The organism is Streptomyces sp. NPDC046727 (genome assembly GCF_040645635.1).
Lineage (GTDB): Bacteria > Actinomycetota > Actinomycetes > Streptomycetales > Streptomycetaceae > Streptomyces.
In genome coordinates this window covers 124,663-148,836 of record NZ_JBEYYR010000001.1, presented here as the reverse complement: position 1 = coordinate 148,836, position 24,174 = coordinate 124,663, and the positions used below count along the sequence as shown (strand labels likewise).

General features: G+C 74.2%; 16 protein-coding genes. 14 read left to right on the top strand and 2 right to left on the bottom strand.

All coding sequences use genetic code 11. The features are described from left to right. Nucleotides 1-87 precede the first annotated feature (87 nt). Complete coding sequence (locus ABZ937_RS00640; protein WP_361684171.1) at nucleotides 88-1,920, top strand: DUF6350 family protein; 1,833 nt, start codon at nucleotides 88-90, stop codon at nucleotides 1,918-1,920. A 5-nt stretch (nucleotides 1,921-1,925) separates the two neighbouring features. Here the strand turns inward: ABZ937_RS00640 and ABZ937_RS00635 are convergent, their stop codons facing one another. Beyond that, nucleotides 1,926-2,966: a hypothetical protein gene (locus ABZ937_RS00635; protein WP_361684169.1), complete on the bottom strand. Its 1,041-nt coding sequence runs from the start codon at nucleotides 2,964-2,966 to the stop codon at nucleotides 1,926-1,928. A gap of 280 nt (nucleotides 2,967-3,246) precedes the next feature. Between ABZ937_RS00635 and purN the strand changes: the two genes are divergently transcribed. From purN to ABZ937_RS00570, 13 genes are all read left to right on the top strand, one after another. Then, nucleotides 3,247-3,885 carry a phosphoribosylglycinamide formyltransferase gene (gene purN, locus ABZ937_RS00630; RefSeq protein ID WP_361684167.1) on the top strand — a complete coding sequence of 213 codons (639 nt, stop codon included), beginning with the start codon at nucleotides 3,247-3,249 and terminating at the stop codon, nucleotides 3,883-3,885. Continuing rightward, a complete protein-coding gene (purH, locus tag ABZ937_RS00625; RefSeq protein ID WP_361684165.1) occupies nucleotides 3,882-5,453 on the top strand; it encodes a bifunctional phosphoribosylaminoimidazolecarboxamide formyltransferase/IMP cyclohydrolase in 1,572 nt (523 codons plus the stop codon). The genes purN and purH overlap by 4 nt, the downstream gene beginning before the upstream one ends. Nucleotides 5,454-5,616: 163 nt before the next feature. Continuing rightward, the gene (locus ABZ937_RS00620) at nucleotides 5,617-6,558 is read left to right on the top strand and encodes a 3-oxoacyl-[acyl-carrier-protein] synthase III C-terminal domain-containing protein (RefSeq protein WP_361684720.1); all 942 of its coding nucleotides are present in this window, start codon (nucleotides 5,617-5,619) and stop codon (nucleotides 6,556-6,558) included. Between the two features lie 121 nt (nucleotides 6,559-6,679). After that, nucleotides 6,680-8,080 (top strand): ATP-grasp domain-containing protein, encoded by a 1,401-nt coding sequence (locus ABZ937_RS00615; RefSeq protein ID WP_361684163.1) that lies wholly within the window; start codon nucleotides 6,680-6,682, stop codon nucleotides 8,078-8,080. Nucleotides 8,081-8,082: 2 nt separating this feature from the next. Beyond that, a complete protein-coding gene (locus tag ABZ937_RS00610; protein ID WP_361684161.1) occupies nucleotides 8,083-9,366 on the top strand; it encodes a type III PLP-dependent enzyme in 1,284 nt (427 codons plus the stop codon). Between the two features lie 26 nt (nucleotides 9,367-9,392). Then, nucleotides 9,393-9,662 carry a phosphopantetheine-binding protein gene (locus ABZ937_RS00605; protein ID WP_361684160.1) on the top strand — a complete coding sequence of 90 codons (270 nt, stop codon included), beginning with the start codon at nucleotides 9,393-9,395 and terminating at the stop codon, nucleotides 9,660-9,662. A 2-nt stretch (nucleotides 9,663-9,664) separates the two neighbouring features. Beyond that, a complete protein-coding gene (locus tag ABZ937_RS00600; RefSeq protein ID WP_361684158.1) occupies nucleotides 9,665-10,543 on the top strand; it encodes a hypothetical protein in 879 nt (292 codons plus the stop codon). Nucleotides 10,544-10,550: 7 nt separating this feature from the next. Continuing rightward, a complete protein-coding gene (locus ABZ937_RS00595) occupies nucleotides 10,551-11,264 on the top strand; it encodes a hypothetical protein (protein ID WP_361684156.1) in 714 nt (237 codons plus the stop codon). Further along, the gene (locus tag ABZ937_RS00590; RefSeq protein ID WP_361684154.1) at nucleotides 11,261-12,421 is read left to right on the top strand and encodes an acyl-CoA dehydrogenase family protein; all 1,161 of its coding nucleotides are present in this window, start codon (nucleotides 11,261-11,263) and stop codon (nucleotides 12,419-12,421) included. Before ABZ937_RS00595 ends, ABZ937_RS00590 begins: the two co-directional genes overlap by 4 nt. A gap of 14 nt (nucleotides 12,422-12,435) precedes the next feature. Next, nucleotides 12,436-13,188: a 4'-phosphopantetheinyl transferase superfamily protein gene (locus tag ABZ937_RS00585; RefSeq protein ID WP_361684152.1), complete on the top strand. Its 753-nt coding sequence runs from the start codon at nucleotides 12,436-12,438 to the stop codon at nucleotides 13,186-13,188. A gap of 161 nt (nucleotides 13,189-13,349) precedes the next feature. Then, nucleotides 13,350-15,548: an MMPL family transporter gene (locus ABZ937_RS00580; protein WP_361684150.1), complete on the top strand. Its 2,199-nt coding sequence runs from the start codon at nucleotides 13,350-13,352 to the stop codon at nucleotides 15,546-15,548. Nucleotides 15,549-15,792: 244 nt separating this feature from the next. Continuing rightward, on the top strand, nucleotides 15,793-16,083 hold the full coding sequence (locus ABZ937_RS00575; RefSeq protein WP_361684148.1) for a helix-turn-helix transcriptional regulator: 291 nt from the start codon (nucleotides 15,793-15,795) through the stop codon (nucleotides 16,081-16,083). A 52-nt stretch (nucleotides 16,084-16,135) separates the two neighbouring features. After that, nucleotides 16,136-16,900, top strand: coding sequence for an AfsR/SARP family transcriptional regulator (locus ABZ937_RS00570; protein ID WP_361684146.1), 765 nt, complete (start codon nucleotides 16,136-16,138; stop codon nucleotides 16,898-16,900). Between the two features lie 61 nt (nucleotides 16,901-16,961). Here ABZ937_RS00570 and ABZ937_RS00565 read toward each other — a convergent pair whose 3' ends face one another. Then, nucleotides 16,962-24,008: an amino acid adenylation domain-containing protein gene (locus ABZ937_RS00565; protein WP_361684144.1), complete on the bottom strand. Its 7,047-nt coding sequence runs from the start codon at nucleotides 24,006-24,008 to the stop codon at nucleotides 16,962-16,964. Nucleotides 24,009-24,174 lie beyond the last annotated feature (166 nt).

Sequence of the window (24,174 nt, the reverse complement as noted above, 5' to 3'; positions counted from 1 at the left end):
TTTCGTACGAAAAAGAACATAAACATATATTGAGCGACACATCGGGGGTTCGCCTGTTACGCCGGGAAAGCGCGTGTCGTTGGGAGCATGGCGTGCGTGACGCAGATGACCGCTCGCCGCTCGTCCTCGCCGCTGCGCTCCCGGATGCGCGACCGCTCGCCCGGACTCGCCGCGAGCCTCCTGAACGGTGCCGTCGCCGCCGGACTGGGCCTCGGCTCGTTCGCCGTGCTGGTGATGGTGCTGTGGGTCAGCTCGCCGTACCCGGACAGCGGACCGGGCGGGGCGCTGCACGTCGCCGCCGCCCTGTGGCTGCTGGCGCACGGCGTCGAACTGGTCCGCACCGACACGCTCTCCGGCGCGCCCATGCCCGTCGGCATCACCCCGCTGCTGCTGCTCGCCCTGCCGGTGTGGCTGGTGTACCGGGCGGCACGGGACGCCACCGACGCGTCCGCCGAACCGGACGGCCCGCCACCGGTGCCGGTGCGTACGGCGTGGACGGGCGTGCTCCTCGGCTATCTGGGCGTCGGCGCGGCAGCGACGCTGTACTGCTCCGGCGGCGAACTGCGCCCGGAATGGCCCTGGGTGACGGTGTGTCTGCCGGCCGTCGCGGCGGGCGCGGCCGGTGCCGGGGTGTGGTCGGCGTACGGCCGCCCGCGCGAGCCCCTGCTGAGCCTGCTGGCGGTGCTGCCGGGACGGGTGCGGCGGCTGGTGTTCGGCACGGACGAACGGGCCCGGCTGGGCGCGGCCGTACGGGCCGCCGGCGCCGCGACGACGGTGCTCTTCGGGGGCGGGGCGCTGCTCGTCGGGGTGTCACTGGTGTGGCACGGCGAGCCGGCGCGGGCTTCCTTCCTCCAGCTGACCGAGGGCTGGACGGGGCGGTTCGCGGTACTGCTGCTCGGCATCGCCCTCATCCCCAACGCGGCGGTGTGGGCCGCGTCCTACGCGCTCGGCCCCGGCTTCGCCCTCGGCGCCGGGCACCTGGTCCACCCCCTCGCGTCCGACCCCGCCCCGCTGCTGCCGCCGTTCCCGCTGCTGGCCGCGGTGCCGGAGCCGGGCGTCGGTACGGAGCAGAACTGGGCGGCGGGGCTGCTGCCGGCGGTGGCCGGGATGACGGCGGGGTGGTTCGTGGCACGGGCTGCCGTACTGCGGCCGGAGTCCGGGGAACCCGCGCGGGCGAGCTGGTCGGCGGGCCGTACCGCCGGGGTGGTCCTGCTGACGGCGACGGTCTGCGCGGCGGGCCTCGCCCTGCTCGCCGAGCTGGCGGGCGGCCCCCTGGGCGTGGCCGCGCTGACCCGCCTCGGCCCGCTGTGGTGGCAGACCGGGGGAGCGGCCGGCGCCTGGACGCTGACGTTCGCGCTGCCGGTGGCGCTGATCGTACGGGCCTGGCGACTGCGCGGCCGACGCCCGGGGCACGGCGGGATCCCGTCACAGGGCACGGAGGCGGGGGGTACGGCCCCGAAGGGAGCGCAGGGCGGCACGGGGGTCGTGACACCGACGGCTGCAGGGAAGGCCGGGCAGTCGGGTGCGACCGGAGAGACCGTAGAGACCGGAGAGAGCGGAGAGAGCGGGAAGGCCGGAGGGGCTGGAGAGGTGGCCGAGGCGGGGGATGCAGGGAAGGCGGGAAGAGCGCCCGCTCAGACGGGCCCGGCGGCCGGCGCGAGCGGAGCCTGCACGAGTGGAGCCGGCGCGACCGGAGCCGGGGCCGAGGTCGCCGAGGAGGACCTGTACGACTTCGTCCCCGCCGAGGACCCGTTCCCGACGCCGTTCACCGAGCCCTTGCCCGGGAACTGGCACGACGACGTCGCCCGCGCCTCCCGCTGGGCGGCCCTGAGGGAGGCGGCGGCGTCCCGTGACACGGCCGGCACCGCCGACACCGCCCCCGCGTCACCGCCCGAGCCTCGCCCGGACTCCTCCGGGTGAGGCCCTCAGCTGTTCTGCGCGCCCAGTACGCCCCGCAGCTCCCGTGGCAGCAGGGTCTCGCAGGACTGCTTGGCCTGGTGGGTGAGGGCGTCGTTCACACAGGTGTAGTAGTCGCGGTAGACCAGCTGGACGGTGAAGGTCGAGGCCACCAGGACCAGGGCCAGGGACGCCGTGATCAGGCCGCCGACGGCCGCCGTCGTCTGGGGCCGGCCGGCCGGGGCCGCCGGGGCGTCCGGGGCCGGGCGGCGCGGCTTGGCCCGCAGCGCGCTGCTGCCCCAGTACAGGGCGAGGGCGCCCAGCAGCAGGGACACGTACGGCCAGCTGAAGAGGGCGAAGAAGACCGCCCACATGCCGGAGAGCAGGGCGTACCGCGCGCGGCGCTGGGCCGGGTCCGTGGGGTCCCAGCGCATGCCGGGGCCGGCCGGTCCGCCGGGGCCCTGCGGGCCGCCGCCCGGCCGCTCGCCGAAGCCGCCGGGGGAGCGGCCGGGCTGCTGGTCGCTCCACTGACTGCCCCAGGGGCCGCCACCGCCGGCACCCGGACCGTGCCCGGGCCCCTGCCCCGGCCCGGCACCGTGACCTTGACCGTCGCCGGCACCGTGACCGGAGTCGTGGCCGTGACCAGCGCCGGGACCGTATCCAGGTCCGTACCCCGGACCCGGCCCGTACCCAGGACCGGTCGGGCTCCCGGGATGGCGCGGCTGCCAGGGCCGGTCCGGAGTGCCCTCCGGCGGCGGCGCGAACGGGTTGTCGTCCTGCCGCTCATCGCCCTGCCCAGAGCCACCCTGGCCCGAGCCGCCGTTCCCGGTGCCACCGTTTCCCGCACCACCCTGACCAGAGCCACCCTGCCCGGAACCCCCGTGCCCGGGGCCCCCGTGACCAGAGCCCCCCTGCCCGGCACCGCCGCCCGCTCCCGGGCCGCCGGGACCGCCCCACGTGGGGTCCGTCGGGGGTGAGGTCGGGCGCTCCCGCAGCAGTGCGGCGCCACGCTCGCCTCCCTGGGCCGGGCGCGGGGGGAACGTGAGGAGTCGCAGGCTGCGATCGGGCATCAAAAGAGCGTCTTCCCCTAGGTGACTACGGCAGTCCGACGTGAGCTTCCACCCCGTGAACGCGCCGCGCGACGGCCGCGTTCCCGAGGCTGCTCTTCGTGATTCCTTGCGAACGCTACCGTCCGGCCGACCACCCGTCCCGAGGGGCCCTTCCCGAGTGCCGGTATCGTTGCTGACGGTCGGCCGCTTCGTAGACTTCCCCGTATACCGGGACGCGAAGCATTCGTACGAATGTACAAACCGACCGTCCGTGGATCGCAACCCGAGAAAGGGCCCCACCGTGGCCGCCACCACCCCTGGCCCAGCGGTCAAGCGTCTTGTCGTGCTGGTCTCCGGATCCGGCACCAACCTGCAGGCGCTCCTGGACGAGATCGAGCGCACCGGAGCCGAGTCGTACGGCGCGCGGATCGTCGCCGTCGGGGCCGACCGCACCGGCATCGAGGGGCTCGCCCGGGCCGAGCGGGCCGGGCTGCCGACCTTCGTGTGCCGGGTGCAGGACCACGCCACCCGGGAGGAGTGGGACGCCGCTCTCGCCGAGGCCGTGGCCGCGTACCAGCCCGACCTCGTGGTCTCCGCGGGGTTCATGAAGATCGTCGGGAAGGAATTCCTCGCGCGGTTCGGCGGGCGGTTCGTCAACACCCACCCGGCCCTGCTGCCCAGTTTCCCGGGAGCCCACGGGGTGCGTGACGCGCTCGCGTACGGCGCCAAGGTCACCGGCTGCACCGTCCACTTCGTCGACGACGGCGTCGACACCGGGCCGATCATCGCCCAGGGCGTGGTCGAGGTCCGGGACGAGGACGACGAGAGCGCGCTGCACGAGCGCATCAAGGAAGTCGAGCGAAGGCTGCTCGTCGAGGTCGTGGGGCGGCTCGCCCGCAACGGCTATCGCATTGAGGGACGAAAGGTAGTTATCCAGTGACCGCCACCGCCGAGAGCAACAAGCGGCCCATCCGTCGCGCGCTCGTCAGCGTCTACGACAAGACCGGGCTGGAGGAGCTGGCCCGCGGGCTGCACGAGGCCGGTGTGGAGCTGGTCTCCACGGGGTCCACGGCCGGCCGGATCGCCGCCGCCGGTGTCCCCGTCACCAAGGTCGAGGAGCTGACCGGCTTCCCCGAGTGCCTGGACGGCCGGGTGAAGACCCTGCACCCGAAGGTGCACGCGGGCATCCTCGCCGACCTGCGCCTGGACAGCCACCGCGAGCAGCTCGCCGAGCTGGGGGTGGAGCCGTTCGACCTGGTCGTCGTCAACCTCTACCCGTTCCGCGAGACCGTCGCCTCGGGCGCCACGCCGGACGAGTGCGTGGAGCAGATCGACATCGGCGGCCCCTCGATGGTCCGTGCCGCCGCCAAGAACCACCCCTCCGTCGCCGTGGTCACCAGCCCGGAGCGGTACGCCGACGTCCTCGCCGCGGTGAAGGACGGCGGCTTCGACCTCGCCACCCGCAAGCGGCTGGCCGCCGAGGCCTTCCAGCACACGGCCGCCTACGACGTGGCCGTGGCCTCCTGGTTCGCCTCCTCCTACGCGCCCGTCGACGAGACGCGGTTCCCCGACTTCCTGGGCGCCACCTGGGAGCGCGAGAACACCCTGCGCTATGGCGAGAACCCGCACCAGCCGGCCGCCCTCTACGTCGACGGCAGCGGCGGCGGACTGGCCCAGGCCGAGCAGCTGCACGGCAAGGAGATGTCGTACAACAACTACACGGACACGGACGCCGCCCGCCGTGCCGCGTACGACCACGCCGAGCCCTGCGTCGCGATCATCAAGCACGCCAACCCCTGCGGCATCGCGACCGGCGCGGACGTCGCCGAGGCGCACCGCAAGGCGCACGCCTGCGACCCGCTGTCCGCGTTCGGCGGCGTCATCGCCGTGAACCGCCCGGTCAGCAAGGAGATGGCCGAGCAGGTCGCCGAGATCTTCACCGAGGTCATCGTCGCGCCCGACTACGAGGAGGGGGCCCTGGAGGCCCTCGCCAAGAAGAAGAACATCCGCGTCCTCAAGGCGCCGGGCGCCCCGGCGAACCCGGTCGAGGTCAAGCCCATCGACGGCGGCGCGCTCCTCCAGGTGACCGACCGGCTCCAGGCCGACGGCGACGACCCGGCCAACTGGACGCTCGCGACCGGTGAGCCGCTCTCCGCCGACGAGCTGGCCGAGCTGGCCTTCGCCTGGAAGGCGTGCCGCGCGGTGAAGTCCAACGCCATCCTCCTCGCCAAGGACGGCGCCTCCGTCGGCGTGGGCATGGGCCAGGTCAACCGCGTCGACTCCGCGAAGCTGGCGGTCGAGCGGGCCGGTGCCGAGCGCGCCCAGGGCTCGTACGCCGCCTCGGACGCGTTCTTCCCGTTCCCGGACGGCCTGGAGATCCTGACCGCCGCCGGCGTCAAGGCCGTGGTCCAGCCGGGCGGTTCGGTCCGTGACGAACTGGTCGTGGAGGCCGCCGAGAAGGCGGGCGTGACCATGTACTTCACGGGCACGCGCCACTTCTTCCACTGAGCCGCACCCGCCACCCCCGCTGAGTCCCGCCCGTCCCCGACGGGCGGGACTCGGCCGTATCCGGGCGCCAGTATCCGGACGCCACCCGTCCGAAGCGGCCTCGGCGGCCGCCCGCGACAACGGTCAGCAATGTTTCAGTCCATCGTCAGCGGTGGACGCGAGGGTGGTGGGCATGACGTCGATCGTGGCAGTCTCCAGCTGCCTTCCCGACACCATCCCGATCGCCCGGTTCCATCGTGAACTCGGGCTCACGGACGTCCAGTTGCGCCGCTACCAGCGCTTCTACGGGCTGTCGGACGTGTGCCGCGACCCGGAGGCCGACGAGACGCGGCTGCTGCTGCGTGCCGTGGCCGGACTCGCGGAGCTGCGCGGGCAGGAGGAGCGGGTCCGGTACGTGCTCCAGGCGCGCACCATGCCCGCCCCGCTGCCGTATCCGCTGACCTCGCTCGGCCCGATCCAGGACGAGCTGGGACTGCGCCACGCCACCGGATTCGTCGTCTCCCAGCACGCCTGCGCCTCCGGGCTGCTCGCCGTCGACCTGGCCGGCACCCTGCTCGCCGCCGACCCCGACCCGGACGCCCTCGCCCTCGTCCTGACCGGCGAGAAGGCCGGCACCGGGCACAACCAGTCCATCCCGGACGTCACCGTCATGGGCGAGGGCACCGCCGCGCTGCTGGTCAGCGCCGACCGCACCGGACGCAACCGGATGCTCGGCTACGCGGCCCGCACCCACAGCCGGTTCGGCGCCGAGTTCATCATGGGCGCCGAGGCCGCCGCGGACTTCCAGGACCGGTACGGGCCCGGCCTGTGCGAGGTGATCACCGCAGCCCTGGAGGAGGCCGGCTGCGCCCTCGACGAGCTGGCCCTCGTCCTGCCGCACAACGTCAACCGGCTGTCCTGGATCGGCGTGTGCCGCACCCTCGGGCTGCCCCTGGAGCGGGTCTTCCTCGACCTGGTGCCGCACACCGGGCACTGCTTCTGCGCCGATCCCTTCATCAACCTGCAGCGGGCGAGCGAGGTGGGCCGGCTGCGCCCCGGCGACCGCTATCTGATGACCAGTGTCGGCCTGGGCGCGACCTTCGCCGCCATGGTCCTCGAGCACTGAGCCCGCGAGCCCGCGTCGGACCCGCCGCGCCCGCGCGGCGGCGACACCGGCCGGTGCGCACCCGAGAGAGCACCGCGCGCCCCCAGACGACACCGCGCACCCGAGAGATCAAGAGGTCGATATGCCATCACCGCCCCCCGGCTTCACCGGCCGCCTCAAGCGCGCCGTCACCGGTGACGCGGGCACGCCACTGGTGTTCCTCGGCAACTTCGAGGTGGAGAACCAGTGGGCCCTCGGCGAGCCCGCCCTGCCCCGGGTCGCCGCGCACGCGGGCAGTGCCGTCGTCAACCGCATGGACGAGTTCGCGCTGCTGCTCGGCGGCAAGGACGACCACGTCGTCCTGAAGACCGCCCTGGACGACGGCTACCGCGCCTACCTGGAGGGGCTCGGCCTCGCCCTGCCCACCGTGCACGTGGTCGCCGGTCAGGAACCCCGGCGCACCGTCAGCGAGGACGCCCTCGCCGACCCGGAGCTGCTGCGCACCCTGTCCGCGCTGGCCGCCGAGGGCGCCCGGCTGACCGCCCACGGCATCTCCACGGTGGAGGAGGAGCTGGCCGAGCGGACCGGACTGCGGCTCGCGGCCCCGTCCGCCGACCGGTGCAAGCACGTCAACAGCAAGGTCTACAGCCGCCGGCTCGCCGACGAGCTGGGTATCCGGCAGGCGCGCGGCTGGGCCTGCGAGACCCTGGAGGAACTGGCGGCCGCCGTCGAAGCGGCCGGCGAGCTGCTGGCCGCCGGTCACCGGGTCGTCGTCAAGGACGCGTTCGGGGTGTCCGGCAAGGGCATCGTCGTGGTCGACAACGCGCGGACGCTCGCCCGGCTGCACCGCATGGCCGCCACCCAGGCCGAACGCACCGCCAAGGCCGCCGGCACCGCCGTACGCACCGCGCTGGTCATCGAGGAGTGGGTGGCCAAGCGGGCCGACCTCAACTACCAGTTCACCGTGGCCCGCGACGGCGGGGTGCGCTTCGACTTCGTCAAGGAGCTGCTCACCGAGGGCGGGGTGCACAAGGGGCACCGCATGCCCGCGCGGCTGAGCGAGCGCCAGACGGACGAGATCCGCGACACCGCGCTCCGGCTCGGCGAGCGGCTCGCGGCGGACGGCTACTTCGGGGTCGTCGGCGTGGACGCGATGGTCGACCCGGACGAGGGCCTCTACCCGGTGGTGGAGATCAACGCCCGCAACAACATGTCCACCTACCAGGCCGTGGTGCACGAGGTGCTGGCCGGGCCGGACGACGTCGCCGTGGCCCGCCACTTCACCGTCCGGCCGCGCCGCCCGCTGCCCTTCGCGGAGCTGCGCGAGCTGCTCGGCCCGCTGCTGCTCACCCAGCCCGGCGACCGCCCGCACGGCCTGTTCGTCAACAACTACGCCACGGTCAACGCCGCAGCCGACGACGCCGGCGCGAGCGGCTTCGAGGGCCGGCTCTACGGCGTGCTCCTCGCCGCCTCCGACGAGCGGATCGAGGCCCTCGACACCGACATCACCCGCCGCCTCGCGGCCCTGACGGAACGGAGCTGAGCATGAGCGTCGCCTTCGAGGTGCAGGGCCTGAGCGTCAGCGGACTCGCCGCGGAGTTCGGCACTCCGCTGTACGTGTACGACGGCGAGGAGATCACCGGCCGGTTCCGGGACCTGCGCGCCCGGCTGCACCCCGCCCTGGAGGTCTTCTACTCCCTCAAGGCCAACCCCAACATCTCCGTGTGCGCCCTGCTCCACCGCAGCGGCGCCCGCGCCGAGGTGTCCTCGCTCACCGAGCTGGTCACGGCCCTGCGCGCCGGGGTCGCCCCGCACGACATCATCTTCCTCGGCCCCGGCAAGAGCGCCGCCGAGCTGGCCGCCTGCCTGGACGCGGACATCCACGCCATCGTCTGCGAGAACCTGGACGAACTCGCGCTCATCGACCGGGCGGCCCGGGAGCGGGGAGTCACCGCGCGGGTGGCACTGCGGGTCAACCCGGCGTTCTCGGTGAAGGGTTCCGGCCTGACCATGGGCGGCAAGCCCCGGCAGTTCGGCATCGACGAGGAGCAGCTGCTCGCCGCCGGACCCGCACTCGCCGCCCGGTACGAGGCCGTACGCCTCATGGGCGTCCAGGTGTACCTGGGCACCCGGATCCTCGGCGAGGACACCGTCGTGGACAACACCCGGCGCATCCTCGACCTCGCCGAGCGGCTCTCGGAGCGGCTCGGCTTCCCGCTGGAGACGGTCGACGTCGGCGGCGGCCTCGGCATCGCCTACTTCGACAACGAGAAGGACCTGGACGTCGCCGAGCTGACGGCCCGGCTCAACCCGGTCCTGGACGCCTTCCACACCCGGCGCCCCGAGACCCGCCTGATCATGGAGCTGGGCCGGTTCCTGGTCGCCGCGTCCGGCACGTACGTCACCCGGGTGCGCTACACGAAGACGTCGATGGGCGAGAACTTCGCGGTCACCGACGGCGGCACCAACCACCACATGGCGGCGGTCGGCATCGGCTCGTACGTCAAGCGGAACTTCCCGATGGACGCGCTGGAGCGCCTGGACGAGCAGCCCACCGAGCCCTGGAACATCACCGGGCCCCTGTGCACCCCGAACGACGTCATCGGCAAGAAGGTGCCCATGCCGCCGCTGCGCGCCGGCGACCTGATCGGCGTGCGGCGCTCCGGCGCCTACGGGCCGACCGCCTCGCCGGTGCACTTCCTCAGCCACGGCTACCCGGCCGAGGTCCTCGTCCTGGACGGCACGGCCCATCTGATCCGGGAGCGCGACGACACCGAGGCGATGCTCGCCCGCCAGCGGCTGTACGACGCCGGTCCCGGCGCCCGCTGAACCCCCACCACGACAAGGAGAACGACATGACCGAGAACACCCTCACCGAGCGCGGCCGCTACCTCGACGCCGTCCGCCAGGGCCTGACCGAGGTGCTGAACAAGGACGTCTCCGCCGCCGAGGAGGGCGTCCGGCTCTTCGACGACCTGGGCCTGGACTCCAGCAGCGCGCTGGAGCTGCTCATCACCATCGAGGAGATCCTCGACGTGCAGTTCGACGCCGAGGAGCTGGAGATGACGCACTTCGAGACGGTCGGCTCCCTCGCCGACTTCGTGTCGGCGGAAGCGGACGCCTGAGCATGTTCCGCGCGACAGCGGCCGTACGGCCCGCCGCCCGGCCCGGTCCCGGGGACGCTGCGGCCGGTGTGCCGCGGCTGGTGCGGGCCGGCCGGTACGCGCCGGACGGGCCCGGCACGCCGTACGTACCGGCCGCGGACCGGGAGGAGTTCTTCCGGCAGCTCGGTGCCCCGCACGGGGTGCCGTTCGACCGGGCCGGCTTCGCCGCCGCGCCCCGCCGCACCTCCGTGGAGCTGGTCCGGGGCGCGCTCGCGGAGCTGGGACCGCTGTCCGCCGAGGAGGCGCCCGAGGTAGTCGTGGTGGCGTACGCCGCCCCCGACTTCGAGCACGCCGAGTTGATCGCGTCCTGTGCGCAGGGCCTGCTGCCGGGCGAGCCCCTGGCGTTCGGCCTGTCCGACCAGGGTGTGCTGGCCCCGTTCAGCGCGCTGCGGGCGGCGGTCGAGTACGCCCGGCGCTGCGGCCTGCGCCGGCTGCTGGTGCTGGCCGTCGACCAGAGCAGCCAGCCCTTCGCCGTACCGGCGGACCATCCGGGCGCGGTCCTGGCGGACGTGGCGGTGGCGCTGCTCTTCGAGTGGCGCGACGCGGCGGCCCCGGTGCACGGCATGGGGCAGCTGCCCTGGCCGGGCCCCGGTCCGGCGGTGCCGTGGGACCGGGAGCTGCCGCTGGTGGCGGGCGCCGGGGTGCGCACCGCCGTGTCCGGGGTGTGGCCCTGGGCGACCTGGGCCCCGGCCGGGCAGCCGGCCACGGCGGTGTGGTCGGCGCTGGCGGACCTCGCGGGCGGCGGACCGGCCCGTGCCGTCGTGGCCGACCACGACGCGGAACGCGCGATGCTGGCCCACTGCACGCTGGACCTCGCCTGCCGGACGAGTACGGGGGAGTGAGAGGACGATGACGGTACCGCCCGAGGTACGGGAGCACGGCCGGCAGGCCCGGACCAGCGCGCGCACGGACGGCCTGGTCCCGGCGCTGACGCTGCTGGTCCGCGCCCTGTCCCCGAAGGCGCCGCCCCGGGGCCCGCGCGGCCACGCGGTCCTGCCGAAGGAACTCCTGGAGGAGTTCGCGGCGGAGGAGGCGCAAAGCTCCGCCGGCGCATCAAGTCCCCGCGAACAAGAGCGAGTCGAGGATCCCGGTCCGCTTCCCGGGCTCGCCGTGCTGCGGCCCGGATCCGGGGCCGGCGCCCCCACTCCGCCCGAGTGGGGGTGGGCCCTGGCCTGGCTGCGGCTCGGGATGTCCGAGCGGCTCCGGGACGCCTGCCTGGCCCATCTCGCCGCCCGGCAGAGCGAGGGCGGCTCGCTGCTGATGCAGCAGATGGTGAAGGGCACGCTGGCCGACGTCCTGCTGGAGCACCTGGAGATCGAGGGCGTCCTCGACGACCTCGCCGACGGCCGGACCGGACCCCTCGGCCCGCTGCACCCCGCCGGCGACGACCGGCACCTCGCCGGACTGCAACAGCAGATCACCCGGGCCGACCGGGCGCTGCTGCGGCTGCTCGGCGCCCACGGCTTCACCGCCGACGGCCCGGGCGCCGGCGCCCACGCCTCCGAACTGCTCGCCGACGCCTACGGCGTGACCGGCACCGGCACCGGACGGGAGGACGCGTGATCAGCCTGCCCGCCTCGCTGGCCACGGCACACCGGGAGGTGCGCCGCTGGGCCGACGACCTCCGGCAGGGCGCCCTGGAACTCGACCGGGACCCGGACGCCATCCACCGCTACCTCGACCTGCCCGCCGTACGGTTCCTCGCCGGCCACCAGGTGCCGTCCGACTGGGACCGGGCGAGCACCGACCCCGGCAGCGGGCCCGCGCACGGGCTCGCCACCCTGGAGCGGGTGCTGGTGAGCGAGGAACTGGCCCGCGGCGACGCCGGGATGATGCTGGCCTCGCCGGGCCCGTCGATGTGCGGGGTGCTGCTCGGCGTGCTGGCCGCACCCGAGCAGCGCGCGTGGGCCCACGACCGGCTCGCCGAGCGCCCCCGCTGGACCTGCTTCGCCCTGACCGAGCCGGAACGGGGCTCGGCCATCGGCGAGATGACCAGCACCCTCACCCCGGTGGGCGACGGCTCCTACGTCCTGGACGGCGAGAAGCGCTACGTCGGCAACGCCGCCCGCGCCGACCTGGGCGCCGTCTTCGCCCGGGTCGCGGGCACCGAGCGGCTCGGCGTGCTGGCGGTGCTCGTCGACACCGCCGACCCCGGCTTCCACGCCGAGCCGCTGCCCACGGTCGGGCTGCGCGGCGCCCAGCTCACCCGGATCCGGCTCGACGGGGTGCGGGTGCCGGCCGAGCGGGTGCTGGGCGCGCACCTGCCGCCGACCCGGCGCGGCATGTGGAGCATCGTCCAGGTCTTCAACCGGCTCCGGCCGAGCGTCGCCGCCATCGCCCTGGGCATCGCCCGCGCCGCCCACGACTACGTCGGCGAACACCGCCGCCTGTTGCGCGGGCCGGAGCGGGAGGCGTACGAGGAACTGGGCCGGCGGATCGACGCGGCCCGGTCGCTGACCTACCGGGCGGCCCTCGCGGTGGACCGCAGGCCCTCCGCCGGCCATCTGGCGTCGGCGGCGAAGGCCAGGGCCTGCGAGGTCGCCGAGGAGGTGACGCTGCGCGCCCCGGACTTCTTCGGCCCCGGTGCCCGGCTCGACCATCCGCTGCTCGACAAGTGGGCCCGGGACGCACGGGGCGTGGAGTTCATGGAAGGCACCCGGAACATCCAGAAACTCACCCTGTTCCAGGGCCTGCACACCGGAAAGGTGGGCCGGAACTGACGATGCCGCATCCCATGTCGCCGGCGACACCGATACCCACGGCCGACGTCGACGAGGTGGAGATCTGGCGGATTCCGCTGGACGCCTGGCCGGACCCGGAAGGATATCCGCCGGAACTCGAGGACATCCTGGACGACGAGGAGAGGGAACGCGCACGACGGGGCACCGAACCGGGAATGCGGCGGCGTTTCGTCGTCGCGCACGCCGCCGTGCGGATCATCCTCGGGGAACGGCTGGGCCGCGCCCCGGAATCGGTGCGCCTCACCCGGGGCCGCTGGGGCAAACCACGGCTCGCCCGGGAGACCGGACCGCACTTCAGCCTGTCCCACTCCGGCGAGCTGGCCCTGCTCGCCCTCGCCCCGCGGCCGGTGGGCGTCGACGTGGAACTGCCGCGGGCCGGTCTGGACGCGCTGCGCCTGGCCGGACGGTTCTTCACGGCCGAGGAGAGCGACTGGGTGGCCCGCGACGGACACGCGGCGTTCACCCGGCTGTGGACCAGGAAGGAGGCGTGCGTCAAAGCGGCCGGCGGGCGGCTCGCCCAGGGAATGGCGCTGCCCGTGGGGCATTCCTCGGCGCAGGCCGCCGTCCGTGATCCCACGGGAGTTCTTCCCGGTCCCTGGCGCGTGCGGGACGTACCGCTTCCCGGTGCGTATGCGGGGGCCGTCGCCCTGCTCGGCGACGGTCCCTTTTCCGTGTCGCGCCGGATGTGGTATCACATCCGGCCAGAAGAATCCGACACCGTGTGGAACACATGGGGTGTCAAGTAGAAGAAACTCCCCCGACATCGGAGTACTTGTACCCGTGATCGCGCTCCGGCCCGTCACTAGTTTTCCGTATGCGAGGAGCGCGCCAATGTACCGGCCGGATGCCGAAAGCCCGGCCCGTTTCCCGTGATCCGGGTATTTCTTTCGAGGAGGGGAGAGCAGACGTGGCAGGCAGGAACCTGATCACCAGGGCCGCCCGGTGGAGCGCCGTCCACCCCTGGTGGGCGATGACGCTCTGGGTGGTGTTCGTGCTCGGCGCCCTGGTGGTCGGCGGTATGACGGGCACCCGGTCCGCCACCGACTCGGATCTGGCCATCGGGCAGTCCGGGCGGGAGGCGGCCCTGGCCCGCAGCGGCGGCCTGGAGAACCGCGCGGTGGAGAACATCCTGGTCACCCCCTACCGGGGCACCCTGGACCGGGCCGCCGCCGACCGTGCCATGGACGAGGCCGTCGGCGCGCTGAAGGGCGCCGAGGGCGTCGCCGCCGTCGGCCGGCCCGTCGCCGCCCCCGACGGTTCGGCGCTGCTCGTGCCGGTGACCCTGGCCGGCGACCCCGAGACCGCGGCCGACCGGGTCGCGCCGCTGCTGGACAAGGTGGCGAAGGTCCGCGACGCGCACAGCGACGTACGCGTCGAACTCGTCGGCGCCGGTTCCATCAAGGCGGGCCTGAACGACATGCTCGACCGGGACCTCGGCAAGGCCACCGTGCTGAGCCTGCCGGTGACGCTGCTCGTGATGGTCTTCGTGTTCGGGGCGATCGTCGCCGCGAGCGTCCCGGTGCTGCTCGGCATCTCCTCGGTGCTCGCCGGGCTCGGCCTGTGGGGCGTGGCCTCGCAGTTCGTGCCCGACCCCGGACCGGTGACCCACATCATCGTCCTGATGGGCATGGCCATCGGCGTCGACTACTCCCTCTTCTATCTCAAACGGCAGCGCGAGGAACGGGCGCTGGGCGCCGACAACATCGACGCCATCGAGATCGCCGCCGCCACCTCCGGGCACTCCGTGATGATCTCGGGCCTGGTCGTGATGGCGTCCATGGGCGCGCTCTACCTCGCCGGGCACATCGCCTTCGAGTCGATGGCCACGGGCGCGGTGCTGGTGGTGGCCATCGCGATGCTCGCCTCGCTGACCGTGCTGCCGGCCATGCTCTCCAAGTTCGGCCGCTACCTGGACAAGCCGCGGGTGCCGCTGGTGTGGCGGCTCACGCAGAAGGGCGGCGTCAAGCCGCGGCTGTGGTCGGCGATGCTGAAGCCCGCCCTGCGGCACCCGGCGCTGGCGCTCGTCCTGTCCGTCGGCGCGCTGCTGGCCCTCGCCGTGCCCGCGCTAGACCTGCGGCTGAAGGCCACCGGCATCGACGACCTGCCCCGGTCGATCCCCGCGATGCAGGCCAACGAACGGCTGACGCGGTCCTTCCCGAGCCAGGCGGACACGCACACGGTCGCCGTCCGGGTGCCCGCGGGCCGTGACGCGGAGCTGGCGAAGGGGGTCGGCGCGCTCGTCGACCGCGTGCGGCACGACAGCCTCTTCGTGCACACGCCGGCGCCCGAGGTGCGGACCTCGCGGGACGGGCGGGTGGTGACGATCGCCGTCGGCACCCGCTTCAACAGCAGCTCGCGGCAGGCTCAGGAGTCCCTGTCCCGACTGCGTGAGGACATCGCCCCGGCCACGGTGGGCCGGATCGAGGGCGCGCGGTACGCGGTGGGCGGCAGCGACGTCGCCTACGACGTCGACTACCGGGCGAACGTCGTGGACAAGATGCCGTGGGTGCTGCTGGTCGCCCTGGTATTCACCTTCCTGGTGATGGCGGCGGCGTTCCGGTCGCTGATGCTCGCCGCGATCACGGTGGTGCTGAACGTGCTGTCCGCGGTGGCCTCCTTCGGGGTGCTCGCGCTGATCTTCCAGCGGACCTGGGCGGAGGGGCTGCTGGACTTCGAGTCGACCGGGCGGGTGGTGGCCTGGCTGCCGCTGATGCTGTTCGTGATCCTGCTGGGCCTGTCGATGGACTACCACGTGTTCGTGATCAGCCGGATCCGGGAGGCGGCGCGCGGCGGCCTCGGCATCCGGGAGGCGGTGGAGCAGGGCATCACCCGCACGGCCGGCGTGGTGACGAGCGCGGCGGTGGTGATGGTCTGCGTGTTCGCCCTGCTGGCCTCGCTCACCTTCATCGAGATGAAGCAGATGGGCGTGGGCATGGCCTGCGCGGTGCTGCTGGACGCCACGCTCATCCGGATCGTCGTCCTGCCCTCGGTGGTGATGCTGCTCGGCTGGAAGACCTGGTGGCCCTCGCGCCTGGCCCGCCAGGACGAGACGCGGCCGGTGTGCGTGCCGGCCGCGGTGGCGGAGCGGGCCACCACGGTGCGGTGAGGACGGGCGCCCGGCGCACAGCGGCCGGGCCCTGACGGCCGGGGAGACGGGTGACACCGTCTCCCCGGCCGTTTCGCGTCGCGGGTGCTCCGTTGCCTGTGAATTTTCCTGAGGGAGTTCTTTCTCTGCAACGACGCTTGGGGGAGCGCTACACTCGGTCCCGCGTTCGACGGAAACTGGCCGACCACCAAGGTTTCCGGCGTGCGCTGACGGGGGAACGGGGCGATCACGGGGAGAGGCCCTTATGTATGGTGACGACGGCTTGCCGTCGGCTCGTTGGGAGTATCAGCTCACCCAGGTCGAGTCCCTCTCGGAGCGCGAGAGGCAGGTTTTCTCACTGCTCGGAGCAGGGTTATCGAATCGCGCGATCGCGTCCAGGTTGCGAGTGACGGAACGTACGGTGAAGGCGCATGTCGCGAATATCCTGGCCAAGCTGAAAGTGGAATCCCGCCTTCAGGTGGGTCTCGTCGCCCAGGCCCACCTGCTCATGTACGAAGGTACAGTGCCAAACCGGCCAGCTGTGACCGATAATTGATCAGTTCTATCACTCTGACGTTTTCCCGGTTTTTATGAGTAGGGACGGGAAATTGGTACACATCTCCATATTGGGTCCGCTGCTGATCGGCGACGGTCAAAAGACCATCGGTGTGCGGGCGAAGAAGATTCGCGTGATGCTGACCATGCTGGCCCTGAATCCGGGTCAAGTGGTCGCCTTCGACGAACTGATCGACGAACTCTGGGGCGAGGCGCCGCTGAAGAACACGCGAAACGCCTTGCAGGCGAATGTGCGGCGCATGCGGAAGTCCCTGGCCGAGCTGGGCCTCGCGGACGGGGAAGAGGGGCTGATCCGCACCGTCGACAACGGCTACATGCTCGACATGCCCGAGGACGCCCTGGACGCCTACCGCTTCCTCCGGCTGGCCGAGCAGGGCGCGAGCCTGGTCAACCGGGAGCCGCACGAGGCCATCGGGCGGCTCCGGGAGTCCCTCGCCATGTGGCGCGGGCCCGCCCTGCTGGACGTGAGCGACGGACCGCGCTGCCGGGCCGTCGCCCTCCGGCTGGACGAACAGCGCAAGACCGCGCGGGAGGATCTGATCCAGGCTCAACTGCAGGCCGGCGAGGCGGGGGTCGTCGTTGCCGAGCTGAAGCAGCTGCTGGCCCAGTATCCCGAACGCGAGCGGTTCAGCGAGCAGTTGATGATCGCGCTCTACCGGTGCGGGCGGCAGTCCGAGGCCGTCGACATCTTCCATCGCACCCGCAAGTGGCTCGACGAGGAACTGGGCCTCAAGCCGAGCCAGCGGCTGCACACCCTTTACCAGGCGATCCTGATGCAGGACCCCTCTCTGCTGTGACCCGCTGAACGGACGGCGGAGCGCCGGCGGCCCCGGGCCGCCGGCGCTCCCGTGCGTGCGGTCAGCTCTCCCGCAGGGCCCTGTCGGTGAGCGCGCCGATCCGCGCTACCGCCGTACCCCCGAGCATCTCCTCGTGGTCGCAGTCGATCTCGTGCACGGTGAGCGGGCCGTCCAGGTGCGGACGCCAGCGCCCGGCGAGTTCCCCGGTGGGAGCCGCCTGCCCCCGCGTCGCCACGAACAGGGTCAGCGGCCCGGCGAACCGGCCCGGCGTGAACGCGCGCGCGATGTCGGTGTGGTGGCGCATCACCGTCATCAGCCGGTCCAGGTCCCGGTCCGCGATCGTCATGCCGCGGGCGTGGTGGGCGAGGAACGCGGACCGGATCTCCTCGTCGCCCGGGTCGGGGTCGCCGGGCGCCACCGGGAAGGCGTCGAGAGCGGCGAGGAACGCCACCCGCTCGCCCGCCGCCTGCAGCCGTACGGCCATCTCGTGCGCGACGAGCCCCCCGAACGACCAGCCCAGCAGGTGGTACGGCCCGTGCGGACGCACCCGCCGCACCCGCTCCACGTACGCGGCCGCCAGCGACCGTACGTCCGCCGGCCGCTCCCAGGCCCCCGGCTCCGCCGCGACACCGTCGGACTGCAGCGCGTACACCGGCCGCTCCGGGTCGAGACGCGCGGCCAGCTCCGCGAACGGCAGCCCGAAGCCGACTCCGCCGTGCACGCAGAACAGCGGTGCGGCGGTGCCGTGCGGCCGGATCTCCAGCAGCGGCACGGTGGCCGCCTCCCGCGCCGCGGCCGGGGCCGATGCCGCCGCCAGGGCCGCCACCGTCCGGTGCGCGAAGACGTCGGACAGGGCGAGCGTCAGCCCCGCCTTGGCGGCCCGGCTCACCACCTCCACCGAGCGCAGACTGTCCCCGCCCAGCGCGAAGAAGTCCCCGTCCGCATCGACCCCGTCCAGCCCGAGGACCTCGCAGAAGACGTCGGCGAGCGCCTGCTCGGCCGCGGTGCGCGGGGCGCGGCCGGTACCGGCGGGCGCCGGGGCGCCGGGCGCAGGCAGGGCCCGTACGTCGAGCTTGCCGTTCGGGGTCAGCGGCAGCGCGGGCAGCGACACCAGCGCGGTCGGCACCATGTGCGCCGGCAGCGACTCGGCGAGGTACGCGGTCAGCACGGGCACGTCGACGGCGGCCACACCGGGTACGGGCACCACGTACCCGGTCAGCCGGTCGCCGCCGTCCGCCGGGGTCAGCACCACCGCGGCCTGCGCGATCACCGGATGACGGGTGAGCGCGGACTCGATCTCGCCCGGCTCGATGCGGAATCCCCGCAGCTTGATCTGCTGGTCGGCGCGGCCCACGTAGTCCAGCTCGCCGTCCGTCCGCCACCGCACCAGGTCCCCGGTGCGGTACATGCGGGTGCCGGCCGGCCCGTAGGGGTCGGCGACGAACCGCTCCGCCGTGGTGACCGGCCGGCCCCGGTAGCCCTGGGCCAGGCCCGCGCCGGCGATGTACAGCTCGCCGGTGACCCCGTCCGGCACCGGTGCGAGCGCCGTGTCCAGCACGTACGCCCGGACGCCCGGCAGGGGCCGGCCGATCGGCGGCCGGCCGCTGTCCGGGGCGAGCGGGGCGCTGAGGGTGGCGGCCACCGAGATCTCGGTCGGGCCGTAGGCGTTGCGCAGGACCACCCGGCCCGCGGTGCGCTCCACCACCGCGGGCGGGCAGGCCTCGCCGCCGACCATGAGGCACAGGTCGCCGGGCAGGGCGGCCGGTTCCGGGAAGCGGCCGACGACGGTCGGCGGCAGGATCGCGTGATTGATCCGCTGCTCGGCGAGCAGCGCGGCGAGCAGCGGCGCGGACAGCCGGCTCTCCGCGGGGGCCAGCACCAGGGTGCCGCCGGAGAACAGCGAGGCGGCCAGCTCCCACACGGTCGCGTCGAAGCTGAACGAGGCGAACTGCAGCGCCCGGGTGTCCGGGCCGGTGCCCAGCTCCTCCTGGTGGTGGGCGACGAGGTGGGCCGCGCCCGCGTGCGGCACCACCACCCCCTTGGGCCGGCCGGTCGAGCCGGACGTGTAGATGACGTACGCGGCGTCCCCCGTCGACAGCGGGCGCGCCCGCTCGGCGTCGGTGACATCGGTGTCCGGGAGGGTGCCGGCGAGGTCCGCGGTGGCCGGGTCGTCCAGCACCACGCGTGCGGTGCCGTCGGGGACGCGGCCGGCGGTCTCCCGGGTGGTGAGGACGGTGACCGGGGCCGCGTCGCCGAGCATGTAGGCGATGCGCTCGGCCGGGTAGTCGGGGTCGACGGGCAGATAGGCGGCGCCGGTCTTCAGCACCGCCAGCAGGGCCGTGACCGTGCGCGCCGAGCGGGGCAGCAGGAGCGCGACCACGGCACCCGGCCCGGCGCCGTGGCCGAGCAGCAGCCGGGCGAGCCGGTTGGCCTCCGCGTTCAGCCGCCCGTACGACACCTCCGGCGCGCCCGGCTCGACCAGTGCGGGGCGCTCCGGTGCCGCCGCCGCGTGGGCCTCGAACAGCGCCGGGAGCGGGTGCGCCGGGCGGGGCCGGGACGGGCCGTGCCGCTCGGTCAGCAGGGTGCGGCGCTCGTCCGGGGTGAGCAGGGAGAGCGCGCTGAGCGGCGCGCCGGGGGTGCGGGCCGCCTCGGCGAGCAGCACGGCCAGCGCCCCGGCGAGGCGGTCCGCGGTCGCCTCGGTGAACAGGTCCGCGCTGTACTCCAGGCGGATGTCGAGCCCGTCCGGGCGGCCGTCGGCGGTGATCCGCTCGGTCACCTCGAAGGCCAGGTCGAACTTGGCCGTGTGCGAGGGCACCGGCTCCACGGTGGCCGTCAGCTCCGGCAGCGTGGGCAGCGGGTCGCCGCCCGGGGTGAGGGAGAGGACCACCTGCACCAGCGGGTGCCGGGACAGCGACCGCTCCGGCTTCAGCTCGTCGACGAGATGCTCGAAGGGCAGCTCGGCGTGCGCGTACGCGGTCAGGTCCGTCTCCCGCACCCGGTCCAGCAGCGCCGCGAACGACGGGTCGCCGGAGGTGTCGGTGCGCAGCACCAGCGTGTTGACGAAGCAGCCGACCAGATCGCGCACCGCGTCGTCGGTCCGCCCGGCGACCGGGCTGCCCAGCGGGATGTCGGTGCCCGCGCCGAGCCGGGTCAGTACGGCCGCGAGACCCGCCTGGACCGCCATGAACAGGCTGGCACCGGCACCCTGGGCCAGCTCGGCGAGCCGGGCGTGGTCGGCGGCGGGCAGTGCCCGGGTGACCGCGGCACCGCGCTGCGAGGACCGGGCCGGCCGCGGGAAGTCGGCGGGCAGCTCCAGCTCCTGCGGCATCCCGGCCAGCACACGCGTCCAGTGGGCGAGTTCCACGGAGAGCGGGCTGTCCGGGTCGTCCTTGGCGCCGAGCAGCTCGCGCTGCCAGCGGGCGTAGTCGGCGTACCGCACGGGCAGCGGCGGCCAGTCGGGTGCGCGGCCCGCCCGGCGGGCGTCGTAGGCGGCGGTCAGATCGCGAGCCAGCGGCCCGAAGGACCAGCCGTCGGCGGCTATGTGATGCAGCGTCAGCAGCAGGACGTGGGTCCGGTCCGTGAGCGCGAACAGGCGCGCCCGCACCGGGATCCGGGCGGCCAGGTCGAACGGCTCGGCGGCCTCGGCGGCCAGCGCCGCGGCCAGGGCGGCCTCGTCCGGCACCGGCACCACGTCGAGCCCGGCGCCCGCCTCCTGGGGGGTGAGCACCAGCGGCGCCGCCCCCGCGTCGGCCGCCACGAACAGCGTCCGCAGCGTCTCGTGCCGGGCGATCACATCCGCCACCGCCGCGCCCAGCGCACCGGTGTCGAGCGGGCCGGACAGCCGTACCGCCAGCGGGATGTTGTAGCCGGCCCCCGCGCCCATGCGGTCCAGGAACCACAGGCGTTCCTGCGCGTACGACAGCACCGCCGGCGCCTCCGGGTGCGCCGCGGCGCGCAGCGCGGGCCGGGCGGCGGGCTCCGGGGCGCCGTCCCCGGGGAGGGCGCCGGCCAGCGCCTGAGCGGAGCGGGCGTCGAACAGCGCCCGCAGCGGGACCTCCGTGCCCAGCTCGGCCCGCAGCCGGTTGACGACGCGGATCGCCGACAGCGAGTGGCCGCCGAGCGCGAAGAAGTCGTCGTCGGCCCCCACCCGGTCCAGCCCGAGGACCTCGGCGAAGACCGCGCACAGCAGCTCCTCGCGCGGCCCGGACGGCGGCCGGCCGGTACCCGCCCGCCGCTCGTCCGGGGCGGGCAGCGCCTTGCGGTCGACCTTGCCGTTGGGGGTCAGCGGCAGCTCGTCCAGGAAGACGTACACGGCAGGGACCATATGCGTGGGCAACACCGCGGACGCGCGCTCCCGCAGCCGGTCGCGGTCGGTCCCTGCCGGTACGACATGGGCGACCAGGCGGGTGTCCCCGCTCCGGTCGGTACGGGCGGTGACCACCGCCCGCTCGACGCCGGGCTGTGCGCCCAGCACGGATTCGATCTCGCCGAGTTCGATCCGGTGCCCGCGGATCTTCACCTGGTGGTCGGTGCGGCCCCCGTACTCCAGCGCCGTGCCGTCCGGCGCCCAGCGCACCACGTCGCCGGTGCGGTACATCCGGCTGCCGGGCGGCCCGAACGGGTCGGCCACGAACCGCTCGGCACTCAGCCCCGGCCGGCCCTGATAGCCGCGGGCGAGGCCGGTGCCGGCGAGATACAGCTCGCCGAAGCGGCCGTCGGGCACCGGGCGCAGCGCCGCGTCCAGGACGTAGACGCGGGTGTTGGCGATGGGCCGGCCGATGGGCACGGGCCCGGCCGGTGCCGCGGGCAGGGGCGCCGCCGTCGACCAGATCGTGGTCTCCGTCGGGCCGTAGACGTTGATGACCGACGCGCAGTGCGCGGCCATCGCCCGGGCCAGCGGCTCCGGCAGCGCCTCACCGCCCACCAGGGCGCGCAGCCCCGCCAGGGCCGGGCCGTACCCGCCGGCCAGGGCCTGCCACAGGCTCGGCGTGGCCTGCAGCAGCGTCGCGCCGCAGGCCGTGATCAGCGCGGCGAGGGCGGCCGGGTCGCGCACCGTCTCCCGGTCGGCGACGACCAGCTCGGCACCCGCCGCGAGCGGCACGAACAGCTCCAGATTGGCGATGTCGAACCCGAACGTGGTCACCGCGAGGAACCGGTCGGCCGGCGTCACCGCGCAGCGCCGCCCCATGTCCGCGACCAGGTTCACGAGCGCGCCGTGCGGTACGACGACACCCTTGGGGCGGCCGGTCGAGCCAGAGGTGTGGATCACATAGGCGGGATGGCCGGCCCGGGGAGCGGCGGGGCCGGCCGGCGCCGTGGTGGCGGGCGGCCGGGCGGGCTCGTCCAGGATCCACAGGGCGCCGGTGAGCGCCGGGCCCATCTCGTCGAGCAGGGGGCGGATCCGGCGGTGGGTGAGGGTCACCACGGGCGTCGCGTCCGTCAGCATGTGCCGCAGCCGCCCGGCGGGGTGGTCGGGGTCGAGCGGCAGATAGGCCGCGCCCGACTTCAGTACGGCCAGCGCCGCGACCACCAGGTCGGCCGACCGGTCCAGGGCGAGCCCGACCACCCGCTCCGGGCCCGCGCCCGCGGCCCGCAGGTCCGCCGCCAGCCGGTCCGCGCGGTCGTGCAGCTCCCGGTACGTCAGCCGTTCGGTGCCGCAGGTGAGCGCCGGCGCGTCGGGCGTGCGCGCGGCCCACCGCTCCAGCAGCGGTGCCAGCCACGGCCCCGGCACCGGGGCCTCGGTGCGGTTGCGGTCCGTCAGGATCCGGGCGGTCTCCTCGGCGTCCAGCAGGTCCAGCCGGCCGCACGGCTCGTCCGGGCGGCGGACGGCCTCCTCCAGCAGCCGGACCAGACACCGCCCGAGGCGGCGCGCCTCGGCCTGAGGGACGAGCGCCGGCACATGGTCGACGGCCAGCTCGAACGGCTCCCCGGGGAACACCGTCACGGTCAGCGGGTAGTGGGTGGCGGAGCGGATGTCCAGGCCGGTCACCCGGGGGCCCGCCGTGGCGGGGGCGGGCTCCGGGCCGGCCATCGGATAGTTCTGGAACAGCAGCACCGTGTCGAACAGCTCACCGCGCACCGCCGTCCGCTGCTGGATCTCCGCCAGCGGCAGATGCTCGTGCGCCAGCAGCTCCGTCCGCGCCCGCTGCACCCGCGCGAACAGCTCGGCCGGGGTGAGCCCCGGGGCCACGTCGACACGCACCGGCAGGGTGTTGGCGAACAGGCCCACCATCCGCTCGACGTCCGGCAGCTGCGCCGGCCGGCCGGCGGCGACGGTCCCGAACACCACCGTGTCCTGCCCGGTCAGCCGCGCCAGCAGCAGCGCCCAGCAGCCCTGCACCACCGCGCCCACGGTCAGCCCCCGGGACCGGGCGAAGCCGGCGAGGGCGGCGGCGACACCGGGCGCCACCTCGACCCCGACCCGGTGCGGCAGCGCCGCACCCCCGGCCGGGCCTCCCGCCGCGTCCCCGGCGCCCGGCACCAGCCGGGTCGGCTCCGTCACCCCGTCCAGCGCCCGCCGCCACGCCGTGCGGGCCGCCTCCTTGTCCTGCGCGCCCAGCCAGGCGAGGTACGCCTGGTACGGCGGCACCGCCGGCCGCGCCGCCGCCCCGCCCCCGCGGAACTCGGCGAAGGTCTCGGCCAGTTCCCGGGTCAGCGTCGCCATCGACCAGCCGTCCACCAGGATGTGGTGCACCGTCCACAGCAGCCGGGCCCGCCCGTCCCGCGCCCGCAGCAGGGTGAAGCGGTGCAGCGGCGGCCGGGCCAGGTCGAAGCGGCGCAGCCGTTCCTCGGCGGTCACCCGGTCGAACTCGCCCGCGGGCAGCCGCTGCTCCCGCCACGGCGGCTCCACCGACCGCGGCAGTACCTGGACGGCCTCGCCGCTCCTGCGGTACCGGAAGCACGCCGCCAGATTCGGGTACCGGTCGAGCAGCGCGCCCGCCGCGGCCCGCAGTGCCCCGGCGTCCGCGTCGGTCAGGTCCGCGAGGTCGAGCACCAGTTGCAGCGCGTAGACGTCCGCCGCCTCCCGGTCGTACGCGGAGAGGAACAGCAGACCCTGTTGCAGCGGCGACAGCGGGAGGACTTCACTGATGGCGGATTGCCGGTTCAAGCCATGCTCCTCACGGAAGAGCGGGACGGGCGCGGCCGCATTTCCGGCCCGCACGATTCCAACCGGACGACGATTTCACGAGCACGCTGACGAACAACTGACCGTCAGCTGACGCCTGAACCCCCCCCCGCCGACAAGGCCGGAAGCCGTCAGCAGACCGTCAGTC